The 12,066-nt window shown below is 63.2% G+C and carries 9 protein-coding genes and 6 pseudogenes; 7 read left to right on the top strand and 8 right to left on the bottom strand.

Annotated elements, in window-relative coordinates; translation table 11 throughout:
* Window positions 1-167: 167 nt before the first annotated feature.
* The 3 genes and pseudogenes from ACFQAU_RS13375 to ACFQAU_RS13365 all read left to right on the top strand — a co-directional run.
* Window positions 168-335: pseudogene (locus ACFQAU_RS13375) on the top strand (hypothetical protein); the annotation flags it as partial.
* A gap of 92 nt (window positions 336-427) precedes the next feature.
* The gene (locus tag ACFQAU_RS13370) at window positions 428-676 is read left to right on the top strand and encodes a hypothetical protein (RefSeq protein WP_386284009.1); all 249 of its coding nucleotides are present in this window, start codon (window positions 428-430) and stop codon (window positions 674-676) included.
* Between the two features lie 80 nt (window positions 677-756).
* Complete coding sequence (locus ACFQAU_RS13365; RefSeq protein ID WP_386282831.1) at window positions 757-1,959, top strand: glycosyltransferase family 2 protein; 1,203 nt, start codon at window positions 757-759, stop codon at window positions 1,957-1,959.
* Here the strand turns inward: ACFQAU_RS13365 and ACFQAU_RS13360 are convergent.
* Window positions 1,910-2,562: pseudogene (locus tag ACFQAU_RS13360) on the bottom strand (GntR family transcriptional regulator). The gene ACFQAU_RS13365 and the pseudogene ACFQAU_RS13360 overlap by 50 nt on opposite strands.
* A 101-nt stretch (window positions 2,563-2,663) precedes the next feature.
* Between ACFQAU_RS13360 and ACFQAU_RS13355 the strand changes: the two are divergent.
* Both ACFQAU_RS13355 and ACFQAU_RS13350 read left to right on the top strand, forming a co-directional pair.
* A pseudogene (locus ACFQAU_RS13355) lies at window positions 2,664-3,310 on the top strand (pyrimidine 5'-nucleotidase).
* Window positions 3,310-4,508: pseudogene (locus ACFQAU_RS13350) on the top strand (UbiH/UbiF family hydroxylase). Before ACFQAU_RS13355 ends, ACFQAU_RS13350 begins: the two co-directional pseudogenes overlap by 1 nt.
* An 18-nt stretch (window positions 4,509-4,526) precedes the next feature.
* On the opposite strand, the gene ACFQAU_RS13345 reads toward ACFQAU_RS13350, so the two are convergent.
* The 4 genes from ACFQAU_RS13345 to ACFQAU_RS13330 form a co-directional block, all read right to left on the bottom strand.
* A complete protein-coding gene (locus ACFQAU_RS13345) occupies window positions 4,527-4,775 on the bottom strand; it encodes a hypothetical protein (protein WP_386282826.1) in 249 nt (82 codons plus the stop codon).
* An 87-nt stretch (window positions 4,776-4,862) separates the two neighbouring features.
* Window positions 4,863-5,648, bottom strand: coding sequence for an aminotransferase class V-fold PLP-dependent enzyme (locus tag ACFQAU_RS13340; RefSeq protein WP_386282822.1), 786 nt, complete (start codon window positions 5,646-5,648; stop codon window positions 4,863-4,865).
* A gap of 62 nt (window positions 5,649-5,710) precedes the next feature.
* Window positions 5,711-6,166 (bottom strand): Lrp/AsnC family transcriptional regulator, encoded by a 456-nt coding sequence (locus tag ACFQAU_RS13335; protein WP_132444461.1) that lies wholly within the window; start codon window positions 6,164-6,166, stop codon window positions 5,711-5,713.
* A complete protein-coding gene (locus ACFQAU_RS13330; RefSeq protein WP_067935636.1) occupies window positions 6,163-6,618 on the bottom strand; it encodes an Lrp/AsnC family transcriptional regulator in 456 nt (151 codons plus the stop codon). The genes ACFQAU_RS13335 and ACFQAU_RS13330 overlap by 4 nt, the downstream gene beginning before the upstream one ends.
* A gap of 134 nt (window positions 6,619-6,752) precedes the next feature.
* On the opposite strand from ACFQAU_RS13330, the gene ilvC reads away from it, so the two are divergent.
* Together ilvC and ACFQAU_RS13320 are read left to right on the top strand one after the other, a co-directional pair.
* The gene (gene ilvC / locus ACFQAU_RS13325; protein ID WP_132444460.1) at window positions 6,753-7,775 is read left to right on the top strand and encodes a ketol-acid reductoisomerase; all 1,023 of its coding nucleotides are present in this window, start codon (window positions 6,753-6,755) and stop codon (window positions 7,773-7,775) included.
* 76 nt (window positions 7,776-7,851) lie between these two features.
* A complete protein-coding gene (locus ACFQAU_RS13320; protein WP_132444459.1) occupies window positions 7,852-8,772 on the top strand; it encodes a DMT family transporter in 921 nt (306 codons plus the stop codon).
* 6 nt (window positions 8,773-8,778) lie between these two features.
* On the opposite strand, the pseudogene glmM reads toward ACFQAU_RS13320, so the two are convergent.
* The 3 genes and pseudogenes from glmM to ACFQAU_RS13305 form a co-directional block, all read right to left on the bottom strand.
* Window positions 8,779-10,124: pseudogene (glmM, locus tag ACFQAU_RS13315) on the bottom strand (phosphoglucosamine mutase).
* Window positions 10,121-11,133, bottom strand: a pseudogene (gene folP, locus ACFQAU_RS13310) (dihydropteroate synthase). The pseudogenes glmM and folP overlap by 4 nt, the downstream one beginning before the upstream one ends.
* Window positions 11,133-12,062, bottom strand: a complete 930-nt coding sequence (locus ACFQAU_RS13305) for a dihydroneopterin aldolase (protein ID WP_132444457.1) — start codon at window positions 12,060-12,062, stop codon at window positions 11,133-11,135. Before ACFQAU_RS13305 ends, folP begins: the two are co-directional and overlap by 1 nt.
* Window positions 12,063-12,066 lie beyond the last annotated feature (4 nt).

Below are 12,066 nucleotides of genomic sequence, written 5' to 3'. Positions count from 1 at the left end.
CGACGGGGCACGGAATGAGCAACCTTCGCCTTAAACTCTCAGCGCCGCGTATGGCCGCCGCGCCCGCCCGCCGGATGCGGTTGGGTCAGCATCTGATTGCGGCGGGGGTCATCGGGCCAAGAGATCTTCTCCACGGGCTCGACCTACAACGCCGGATCGACGCCCCCTTGGGCGAGGTCCTTGCGACCGAAGGGCTGGTCGCGCCTGATGACATCGTCAGGGCGCTCGCCCGGCAGTACGGTGCGCAGCCTGTCGATCTTACGCGCAGCCCCTCCGATCCGCGCCTCTCTGCTCGGATACCCGCGCGCCTCTGTCTGAAATTTGGCGCGGTGCCTTGGCTTGAACTGGGGGACCGGCTTTTCGTGGCCAGCAGCCGTCCCGCCGAATTTTCCCAGCTTTGCAGTGCCTTGGGCGAAAGGGGGAGTCCTTGGTGCTGGTCATCGCCGACCCCCAGCAGGTGCAGACTCAGATCGGCCGTCTTTACGCGACAGAGCTCGCGCATCATGCCGTCACCCGTGTGGCGGACGCCGAAAGCTGTCGAAACTGGGCGGTGCGCAACCGAAAACGGCGGTTTGCGTTGCAGGGCATTCTGCTGTCCCTCGTTGCCCTGCTGGTATTCTTTCCCTCGGCAGTCCTCGCCGTGGCGCTTCTCTGGGGGCCTTTACGCTGCTTTTGACCAGTGGCCTCAAGGCGGCGGCGCTATGGGCGTGTCTCATCCGGACCGCCCCACCGCGGGCACCGCCGGAGGCCAGTGATATGAAGGGCTTCCGCCTGCCCCGCGTCTCGGTCCTCGTGCCGTTGCTGCATGAGGAAGAGATCGCGCAGGCGCTTATCGCGCGGCTGTCTTGGCTGACCTACCCCAAATCACTGCTGGAGGTGGTCTTGGTCCTCGAAGCAAGCGACAGCCTCACCCGAAAGACCATCGCCCGCACGCCTTTACCGCCGTGGATCAGCGTGATCGAAGTACCCGACGCCGGGGCGCTCAAGACCAAGCCCCGCGCGCTGAACTACGCGCTCGACTTCTGCCGGGGCAGTATCATCGGCGTGTGGGACGCCGAGGATGCGCCAGAGCCGGACCAAATCGAACAGATCGTAACCCGCTTTCAAAACGCGCCTGAGAATGTCGCCTGTTTGCAGGGGATTCTGGATTTTTACAACAGCCGCAGCAATTGGATGGCCCGCTGTTTCGCCATCGAATATGCGACGTGGTGGCGGGTGATCCTACCCGGTGTGGCCCGACTGGGGCTGGTTGTCCCTTTGGGTGGGACAACCCTGTTTTTTCGGCGCGATATCCTTGAACGGCTCGGCGCTTGGGACGCTCATAACGTGACAGAGGATGCCGATCTGGGTCTTCGACTGGCGCGGCGCGGTTATGTGACCGAACTAATACCCACCACCACTTTTGAGGAGGCCAACTGCCGCCCTTGGCCTTGGGTGCGGCAACGATCGCGGTGGCTGAAGGGCTATCTTATCACATGGGCCGTCCATATGCAGAGGCCGCGCGCACTGCTGCAAGACCTCGGGCTGCGGCGGTTCATCGGCGTGCAGGCGATCTTTCTCGCGACGGTCTCGCAATTCGCCCTCGCCCCGCTGCTCTGGTCGCTCTGGCTAAGCGTCTTTGGGCTGTACCACCCGGTCACTGATTGGCTTGCCCCACCGCTCATGACGGCGATTTTTGCGCTGTTCATCCTGTCCGAACTGCTGAACCTCTGCGCCTCTGTAATCGCGGTCTCAAACCGCGGGCAGCGCCACCTGCTGCCTTGGGTTATTACATTCCCGCTCTATTTTGCCCTGGGGGCCGTAGCCGCTGCCAAGGCACTTTATGAGCTCTATCGCAGCCCCCACTTTTGGGACAAAACCGCCCATGGGCATACATTGCCCCACTACGTAAGGCCGCAGAAGAAGACGCCTAAAAATCTTCCTCGCGCCGGGCCGCTTCCTGCTTCAATCGGGTCATGAAGGCAACAGAAATATGCGTGCGCAGCGCCTCATCCGCGCCATCCTCATCGCGCGCTTCGATCATTTCCACGATGCGGTTATGTTCGGCCTGCGCGATCTCCCCACGCCCCTCCACCGCAAGCGAAGAGGTCGCCATCAAGGCCATGGAGCGGTGCACAAGGTCAAGCTGTTGCACCAGATAGCGGTTGTGCGACGCCAGATGGATCTGCTTGTGAAACCGCTTATTCGCCCGCGCCAGCGCATTGGGATTGCCCGCCAGCGCGTTGTCGGCATCCACCATCTCGCGCAGCACGCGCACTTCCTCAGCCGTGGCATGGCGCGCGGCCAGACGCGCGGCCAGCCCTTCCAACTCCCCCGCACGACGTAAAGCTCGGCCATCTGGTTGTGATCCAGCGAGGCCACGATCAGGCTGCGCCCGTCGCGCATCAAAAGCGATTGGGTCTCAAGCCGTTGTAAAGCTTCACGGATCGGGGTGCGCGACACGCCGAAACGCTCGGCCAACTCGCTTTCTACCAGCCGGTCACCGGGGCGATAGGTGCCGATGTCGATGGCCTCTAGAATCATCGAATAAGCGTCGGTCGGGCCGGTTTTGGCGTCGGGCATGAGCTATCTGTCCTTGAAAGTTGCGCCACCTTACTCACCGCGACCATATGCGCAACCCGGGAGGGCTTGCGCGGCTGCCCATCTCGGCCTACCTCTGCGCCATGCCGCGCGATGCTTTCTCTCATGTCACCACTTGGGTCTTCGACCTTGATCAGACGCTCTACCCCCCGAGGCGCGGCTTTTCGATTTGATCGAAGCGCGTATGGTCGATTGGGTGATGCGCGCCATCAATGTCGACCGGGCCGAGGCCAACCACCTGCGCCAGCACTATTGGCAGACCTATGGCACCACGCTGGCGGGGCTGATGCGCGAACATGGCGTCGATCCCGGCCCCTACCTCACGGATGTGCATGACATCCCGATGGACCGGCTGACCCCCGACCCATTACTCGCCCAAGCGATCCGCGTTCTGCCGGGGCGCCGCATCGTCTACACCAATGGCTGCGCGCCCTACGCCGAACGGGTGCTTGAGGCACGCGGCCTTTCGGGGCTATTCGATGCGGTCTACGGCGTCGAACACGCTGATTTCCTGCCCAAACCCGAAGCCGCCGCCTACGATAAAGTCTTTGCCATCGACGGTTTCCAAACCGCAGCCGCCGCGATGTTTGAGGATGATCCACGCAACCTTGCCGCCCCCCATGCCTTGGGGATGCGCACGGTGCATGTGGCGCCCACACGTGGCGAAGGCGATCACATCCACTACCATACGCAAGACCTCTGCGATTTTCTGACACGGGTGGCGGGCTGATGACCTTTGATTGCGATATTCTGATTTCCGGTGGCGGCATCGCCGGACTGACCGCCGCCGCCGCTTTTGGCGCGGCGGGTTTCGACGTGATCTGCGTCGATCCCACACCGCCCGTCACCGACGGCGCAGCCGAGGGCGCCGACATGCGCTCCACCGCGCTGCTGCAACCATCCCGTCTGCTCTTGGAAGACGCCGGACTATGGGACCGCCTCGCCCCACATGCCGCCCCTTTGCAGATCATGCGGATCGTCGATGCGGGGGCGATGACCCGAGCCCCCGCGTCACCCGCGAGTTCGACGCCGCCGATATCTCAGATGCCCCCTTCGGCTGGAACTTCCCAAATTGGCTGCTGCGCCGCGAGATTTTGGCCCGCCTGAACGCGCTGCCCAATGTCGATTTTCGCCCCGGCACCGGCACCACCACGCTCTTCACCCGCAGCTCCGAGGCCCGTGTCGGTCTCAGCGACGGCAGCCGCATCAAAACGCGACTGGTGATCGCCGCCGATGGGCGAAACAGCCCAATGCGCGATGCCGCCGGGATCGAAGTCACCACCCGCCGCTACGGCCAAAAGGCGCTGGCCTTTTGCGTGACACACCCCATCCCGCATGAGAATGTTTCGACCGAAGTACACCGCTCCGGCGGCCCCTTCACCCTCGTCCCCCTGCCCGACCGCGACGGCATGCCCTGCTCCGCCGTGGTTTGGATGGACGACGGTCCCGCGACCCAAGCCCGCGCCACGCTGGATACCGCTGCCTTTGAGGCCGAAGCGACGGCGCGCTCAGCCAATCTTTTCGGGCCGCTGACCCTCGCCAGCCCCCGCGCGCTTTGGCCGATCATCAGCCAAGAGGCCAAGCGCCTCTCCGCCGAACGGGTGGCATTGGTGGCTGAGGCCGCCCATGTGCTGCCCCCCATCGGCGCGCAGGGGCTGAACATGTCGCTAACCGATCTGGCGACGTTGTTGGATCTGGCCCGCAAATCGCCTGAAAAGCTCGGCGATGCCGAGATGCTAGAAGCCTACCACAAGGCCCGCCACACAGACATCAGCCTGCGCGTCCGGGGCATTGACCTGCTGAACCGGGCTAGCCAAGCCAGCAGCCCACTGGCCCGCGATGCGCGGGCGGCAGCGCTTAATGCGCTCTACGCCCTGCCCCAAGTGCGCAAGATGCTGATGCAAATGGGGCTGGGCCTGCGCCGCTAACGCGCGGCGCAGCCTGTCTTACAAAACCTCGTCGAGCACAGCCGTCAACCGTGCCACGGTGGCGTCAACGTCATAAAGCTTATCCAGCCCGAACAGCCCCAGACGGAAGGTGCGGAAATCATCCGGCTCTCCCACCTGCAACGGCACGCCCGCTGCAATCTGCATGCCATGAGCGGCAAAGGCCTTGCCGTTTTGCACATCCGGATCGGCGGTGTAGCCGACCACCACGCCCGGCGCGGCAAACCCGTCAGCAGCAACCGAAGTCACCCCCGTGCGGCCAGCGCCTGCCGCACCGCTTCCCCAAACGCCACTGCGCTTCTTTCAACCGGTCGAACCCATAATCGCGGGTCTCTTTCACTGTATCACGGAACAGCCGCAGCGCATCCGTCGGCATGGTCGCATGATAGGCATGCCCCCCGCCTCATAGGCTTTCATGATGTCGCGCCACTTGCGCAGATCGATGGCGAAACTGTCCGACGTGGTCTCATTCAACCGCGCCTCTGCCCGCGCGGACATCATCACCAGCCCAGCGGAAGGCGACGCGCTCCACCCTTTTTGCGGGGCCGAGATCAACACATCGACCCCAAGCGCCTTCATATCCACCCAGACACAGCCCGAGGCGATGCAATCAAGCACCATCAACGCGCCGACCTCATGCGCCGCCGCAGCCATTTCTTTGATGTAGTCATCCGGCAGGATCATGCCCGAGCTGGTCTCCACATGCGGTGCAAACACGACCTGCGGTTTCCCGTCGCGAATAGCTGCGGTGACCTCTTCAATCGGCGCGGGCGCAAAGGGCGCGGGGCTGGCGTTGCCCTGCATCCGCGCCTTCATCACCTCGGCACTCTTGGTAAGATCGGCGCTCTCAATGATCTGGCTCCAACGGTAGGAAAACCACCCGTTGCGTACCACCAACACGTCTTGGCCGCGCGCGAATTGCCGGGCCACGGCCTCCATCGCATAGGTACCGCCGCCGGGCACCAGCGCCACAGCGTCGGCGTTGTACACTTCGCCCAGCCAGCCCGAGAGGTCGCGCATGACCTGCTGAAATTCCGCTGACATGTGGTTGAGCGAACGGTCGGTAAAGACCACGCTGAATTCATCAAGCCCCGTGGGGTCTACCGTGTCGAGCAATGCCATCGTTCTTCCTCCATCTTTCGATCAAAGGCATATGTCCCGCCGCCACAAAAGGCAATTCACGGCTAAAGCGGCCCCGGCAGGCGCTCTTCGCTCAAAAGCACATTGGCCTCCACCTCCCCCGCGCCGGGCAATGTCATGATCCGCCGCCTCAGCACGCGTTCGAAATCGGGCAGGTCCCGCGCCACGACCCTTAACCGATAGTCGAACAGCCCCAATACATGCTCCACCGTCTGCACCTCGGGAATCGCACTCACCGCCCGCTCAAAATCCTCCAAACTCACCCGGCCCCGCGTGGCCAGCTTGATGCCCAGAAAAACGGTCACACCAAAACCCAAAGCCTCGGCATTCAACCGCAGCCGCCGCCCGGCAATCGCGCCGCCCTCTTCCAACCGCCTGATCCGCCGCCAGGTCGCAGGCTGCGACAGGCCCAACCGCCGTCCCAATGCGCTCGCACTCTGTGTGGCATCCCGCGCCAAAGCGCGCAGCAAGGCGCGGTCAATCTCATCAAGCTCAATCACAGCGGCAGCCCCTCCTGCGTTTTGATCCGCGCCACATGCATCAGCGCCTCGATCTCGGCGATATGCGGTAGCGTGAGGATACGACTGCGATAGATCTGCTGGTAATGCCCCATATCCCGCGCGATGATCGACAGCCGCAGATCGACTCGGCCCAAAAACGTCTGAAGCTCGATCACCTCAGGCACCTGCCGCGCCTCTGCCATAAAGATGTCGAAGGCATTGGCCTGCGTCTTGTCCAGTGTCACCCGCAAAGACACCTCCAACGCATAGCCCAGTGCGGCCCAATCGATCACCACACCGCTGCCCTGCACGATCCCCTGATCCTGCAGCCGGGCAATCCGCCGCGCGGCCTTGCCAGAGGTGATATTGCACCGCTCCGCCAACTCGCCGGGGCTGAGGCTCGGCTCCGCCTGCCAATAGCGCAGAATACGGCGATCCAGATCATCAAGCATTAATTTTCCGTTTTCCAGTGAAACCACGAATAACTATCTTCATTCTTTCACAAATACCTCTGCGATGACAATGGCCACTAGACGCAACATCGCTATGGTGAACCGCAGATAAAGATCAACCAAAGGACAAGATCATGCGCGTTTACTACGACCGCGATTGCGACGTGAACCTCATCAAGGACAAAAAAGTAGCCATCCTCGGCTACGGTTCCCAAGGCCACGCCCACGCGCTGAACCTGCGCGATTCAGGTGCCAAGAACCTCGTCGTCGCCCTGCGCGAAGGCTCCGCTTCTGCCGCCAAAGCCGAGGGCGAAGGCCTTAAAGTCATGGGCATCGCCGAAGCGGCTGCTTGGGCCGACCTGATCATGTTCACCATGCCCGATGAGCTTCAGGCCGAGACCTACAAAAAATACGTGCATGACAACATTCGCGAAGGTGCCGCCATCGCATTCGCCCACGGCCTGAATGTCCACTTCGGCCTGATCGAGCCCAAAGAAGGCATCGACGTGATCATGATGGCGCCCAAAGGTCCGGGCCACACCGTGCGCGGCGAATACACCAAAGGCGGCGGCGTGCCCTGCCTTGTGGCTGTCGACAAAGACGCTTCCGGCAAGGCGCTGGAAATCGGTCTGTCCTATTGCTCTGCCATCGGTGGCGGCCGTTCGGGCATCATTGAGACCAACTTCCGTGAAGAATGCGAAACCGACCTCTTTGGCGAACAGGCCGTGCTCTGCGGTGGTCTGGTCGAACTGATCCGCATGGGCTTTGAGACGCTGGTCGAAGCGGGCTATGCTCCCGAGATGGCCTATTTCGAATGCCTGCACGAAGTGAAGCTGATCGTCGACCTGATCTATGAAGGCGGCATCGCCAACATGAACTACTCGATCTCGAACACGGCGGAATACGGCGAATATGTCTCCGGCCCGCGCATCCTGCCCTACGACGAGACTAAGAAGCGCATGAAAGACGTGCTGACGGACATCCAGAACGGCAAGTTCGTGCGTGACTTCATGCAGGAAAACGCAGTCGGCCAGCCTTCGTTCAAAGCCACACGTCGCATCAACGACGAGCACCGCATCGAACAGGTCGGCGCGAAACTGCGTGAGATGATGCCGTGGATTTCCGCAGGCAAGATGGTGGACAAGGCCAAGAACTGAGCCATCTCCCTCTCAAGATAAGACGACATCGACCCCGGCCTTGCGCCGGGGTCTTTGCCTTTACGCCGGAGCCCCGATGAACACCACACCTCAGATCACCCGCACCAGCTGGCTGCTGATCGCCATTCTGGGCTTTGTCTGGGGCGGCACCTTTCTGGCCATCGAAATTGCGCTGACGGGCATTACGCCCTTTTGGCTCGCCGCCTCTCGGATCGGGTTTGCGTCGGTGGTGATGCTGGCGCTATGGGCCTGGCGCGGTTTCGCGCTATTCGCCGACCGCCCGACGCGGGGCGTGATCGCGACACTGACCACCATCGGCATTATCAGCTCGGCCCTGCCGTTTTCACTTCTGGCATGGGGGCAGCAATATGTGACCTCTGGCTTTGCCGGGGTGACCATGGCCTCGGTCGCGCTGATCGTCCTGCCCTTGGCGCATTTCCTACTGCCGGGAGAGCGTATGACCCCGCGCAAGGTTGGCGGTTTTGTCATTGGCTTTATCGGCGTGGTGGTATTGATCGGCGGGCAGGCATTTGAAAGCACGGGTGCCGCGATGGAGACTGCGGGCCGTATCGCCTGCGTCGGCGCGGCATCGTGCTATGCCATCAGCTCGATCCTCATGCGCCGCTTGCCGTCGGTAGACCCGATCGGCCTGGCCACGATCCTTATGCTGATCGGTGCAGGCATCATGTTGCCTGCCGCTTTTATCAGCGAAGGCCCGCCGCCCCTGCCCGGCCCCAAGATCGTGGCCGTCTTGGCCTTTCTGGGTCTGATTCCCACCGCAGGCGCGGCCTTTTTGCGGGTCTATGTGGTGCGCACCGCCGGGCCGGTCTTTATGTCCTTGGTCAATTACCAAGTGCCGGTCTGGTCGGTCCTCTTGGGGGCGCTGGTCTTGTCAGAGCCGCTGCCGATGTCGCTGCTCTATGCGATGGCGCTGATCCTTGCGGGGGTCGGGCTCAGCCAATACGGCGCGCTGAAACGGCTGTTCCAGCGCGGATAGGACAGCCTAGCCGCCCACCGCCGCATTCACCGCGTCAACCACGCTGTCCACGGCACGTTCCATCAGTGCCGCGTCTTCATGTTCGGCCATCACACGGACCAGCGGCTCGGTGCCCGATTTGCGGATCAACAACCGCCCGCCTTGCGCCAGATCGGCCTCGGCCTGCGCGATTGCGGCTTTGACCTGCGCCTCTTCCAACGGGGTTTGCCCAGCGGAGAACCGGACGTTTTTCAGCAGTTGCGGCACCGGGTCGAATTGGTACAGCAGCTCCGAGGCAGGTTTGCCCGAGCGGACCATCTCAGCCAGAAACTGCATCCCGGCCATAAGTCCGTCGCCCGTGGTCGCGTGGTCGGTCATCACGATATGACCCGACTGCTCCCCGCCGAGGTTGAACCCCCTTCGCGCATCCGTTCCACCACATAGCGGTCGCCCACGCTCGTGCGCTCCAACCGCAGACCGCGGTCGTCGAGGAAACGCTCCAGCCCAAGGTTGCTCATCACCGTGGCCACAAGCGCCTTGCCCGCAAGCCGCTCTTCTTCGGCCCAACGGGCGGCCATCAGCGCCATGAACTGGTCGCCGTCCCCGATACGGCCATTCTGATCGATCAAGATCACCCGGTCTGCATCGCCATCAAGGCAGATGCCCACATCGGCGCCATTCGCCACCACGGCCTCTGCCGCGGATTGCGGCTGGGTCGAACCACAGCCATCGTTGATGTTGAACCCATTGGGGGCCACGCCCACGGGGATCACCGTCGCACCCAATTCCCACAGCGCCATGGGCGCCACGTGGTAGGCCGCGCCATGGGCGCAATCGATCACCACTTTCAGCCCATCAAGACGCATCTGCCGCGGGAATGAGGATTTGACCCGTTCGATATAGCGATAGCGGCTGTCGTCGATCCGCTTGGCCCGGCCGATCTGATCCGGCTCCGAAGGCGCGACCCCTTCCGCGACCAGCGCTTCGATTTCCTGTTCGACCTGATCGGAGAGTTTGAAGCCATCCGGGCCAAAGAATTTGATACCATTGTCGCTGGCCGGATTGTGACTGGCCGAGATCATGACCCCCAGATCGGCGCGCATCGACCGCGTCAGAAGCCCGACCGCAGGCGTCGGCACCGGCCCCAACAGCAGGACGTTCATCCCCGTGCTGGTGAGGCCCGCCGTCAGCGCGTTTTCAAACATATAACCCGACAGCCGTGTGTCCTTGCCGATGACCACGCGGTGCACGGTGTCTTTCTCACGCCGGAAATAGCGCCCCACGGCAGCACCGATGCGCAGCGCCATTTCGGCGGTCATGGGGTGAATATTGGCGGTGCCGCGCACGCCATCAGTACCAAAGAGTTTTGTCATAGCTGTTTTCCTGTCAGTGCCGCGCGGTAAATTGAAATGGATTGGATGGTTTGCGCCACGTCGTGGACCCGCAAGACTTGGACACCGTGGCTAAGCGCCGCCAGGGCGACCGCGATGGACCCCGGTGCGCGATCTTCCCCAGCCGCGCCGCCCCCTATGGTGCCGATGAAGCGTTTGCGCGATGCGCCCAGCAAGATCGGCACGCCGAGACTGTGGAACAGGCTGAGATTTGCAAGCAGTGTGAGGTTGTGCTCAAGCGTCTTGCCAAAGCCGATGCCCGGATCGGCGATGATGTTGTGCCGCGCGATGCCCTCGGCCTCCAACCCGGTGATCCGCCCGGCCAGATAGTCATAGACGTCGAGCAGGACGTTTTCATACTGCGGGTCACGTTGCATCGTGGCCGGGTCGCCTTGGGCATGCATCACACAAACCGGCAGGTTCCGCGCCGCGCAAAAGGGCGCGAGCGCCGGGTCAAAGGTCAGCCCGGCCACGTCATTGACCAAATCCGCCCCCGCCGCGACCGCGGCTTCGGCCACGGCGGCCTTGCGGGTGTCGATGCTGATCGCCCCGGGTCCAGCAGCGCGCAGCCCTTCGATTACGGGACGAACGCGCGCGATCTCTTCGTCCTCAGGCACCGTTTCGGCCCCCGGACGGGTCGATTCGCCGCCGATATCCAGCATGTCGACCCCCGCCGCCCGCATTGCCGCCCCCGCAGCGACCGCGATCTGCGGATCGGCATGGCGACCGCCATCTGAGAAACTGTCGGGCGTGGCATTGAGAATCCCCATCACGCGGGGGCGGTCGAAAGTCAGCCCTGCGATGGCCGGGCGCGGCGCGGTCAACGCCGCCCGCGCCGTAGGGGGAGCGCGTCTGCCGTGATCACATGCGGCGCCTGCCCCCGCGCCAATACCTCAACATGGGTAAACCAGCCCCAGCCGCCCGCAAGGGTCAGCGCGCCTTCGGGCCGCGCGGGACCAATCTGAACCAAGGGGCGGTGATAATCTGTCATCAGGCAATCTCCGCACTGTCGACATCGAGCACCCGCACCGGCAGCGCCGCGCCCTCGGGCCGGTCTGCGCCGATCAGCACCAACTCGCTGGCGGCAGAGGTCTCTGCGAACCACGCGGCCAAGGCCGGTGCCGCGCTTGGCGGGGCGGCGGGGCCGTCCACCGCATCGAGCACGATCCGCGCAGGGGCCCAGATGCTGATCTGGCCGTTTTTCATCGCCCAGTCCAACTCTGTCCGGCTGCCAACGACCCCGCAGCGGGGATCGCGCGCCCAGAGCACCCAAGCGTTCTGTTCGATCGCCAACAGGTCGATGTGGCGTTGTGCTTTTTCATCTCCGGCCCGTGGGGCCGCGATGTCAGCGGGGCCAACGCAAAGGATCACGGGCTGGGCGGAGGCTTCCAAGTGGTCGAGCCATCCGGTCAAGCGGTCAGAGGCAATGGCGGCATTTGACAGGTAAATCACGCGCGGCTGCGGTGCCTCTTGGGCGGCGTCCTGCGCTATGGCAGCGCCCTCCCGCGCCCGCACGATCTCAACCCCAAGCGCACCGGGGCCACGGTCAAGCTTTTCGATCCGCACGAAAACCCGCATCGCCTGCGGTTCGATCAAGATACGGTCCGCCACCCGTTCGGCCAGCGTTTCCAAGAGGTTGAGCCGCTCGGCAGCAAGCTCGGCGGCGATGGCCTCGGTCACGCGGTCATAGGACAGGATGCGATCCACATCGTCATCCACCACGCCCGTCAGGGGCGCCACCTCGACCACCACGTTGAAACAGACCCGTTGCGTGACATCCCGCTCGGCCTGAAAGGCGCCGATCTCTACCTCAACGATATGATCGCGCAGGGAAATACGGTCGCGCGGCTCAGGGCCGGCCATCGTCTCTGCCCGCTCAGAAGGGTGGGCAAAGGCAAGTCGAATTTCGTCGTCGGACATCGGC

The organism is Sulfitobacter profundi (assembly GCF_042661425.1).
GTDB classification, from domain to species: domain Bacteria; phylum Pseudomonadota; class Alphaproteobacteria; order Rhodobacterales; family Rhodobacteraceae; genus Sulfitobacter; species Sulfitobacter profundi.
Note: the sequence above shows the minus strand (reverse complement) of the source record. Positions and strands in the feature narration are given on the sequence as shown.